Source organism: Vibrio sp. OPT46, from assembly GCF_015163535.1.
Taxonomy (GTDB): Bacteria; Pseudomonadota; Gammaproteobacteria; order Enterobacterales; family Vibrionaceae; genus Vibrio; species Vibrio alginolyticus.
Genome location: NZ_JADDYG010000710.1, coordinates 1 through 289 on the forward strand (window position 1 = coordinate 1; position 289 = coordinate 289).

Genomic DNA, 289 nt, shown 5'->3' on the forward strand with positions numbered 1-289 from the left:
TCATGACTCATTCTTGCAGGCTCTCCGTAGCACCAATGTTAGATTGGACTGATCGTCATTGTCGCTACTTCCATCGCTTAATGACCAAAGAAACCCTGTTGTACACTGAAATGGTGACGACAGGTGCGATCATTCATGGAAAAGGAGATTTCCTGGCTTATAACGAAGAAGAGCATCCGTTAGCCCTTCAGCTTGGTGGTTCAAACCCAGCAGATTTGGCTACGTGTGCCAAGCTAGCGCAAGAGCGTGGCTACGATGAGATTAACCTAAATGTGGGGTGTCCATCTGA

The 289-nt window shown here is 47.4% G+C and carries 1 protein-coding gene; it reads left to right on the forward strand.

Features of this window, described 5'->3' with window-relative positions:
* Positions 1-2 precede the first annotated feature (2 nt).
* Positions 3-289, forward strand: a 287-nt coding sequence (locus IQR33_RS25645; RefSeq protein WP_193844176.1) for a tRNA-dihydrouridine synthase, incomplete at its 3' end; no start/stop codon positions are given.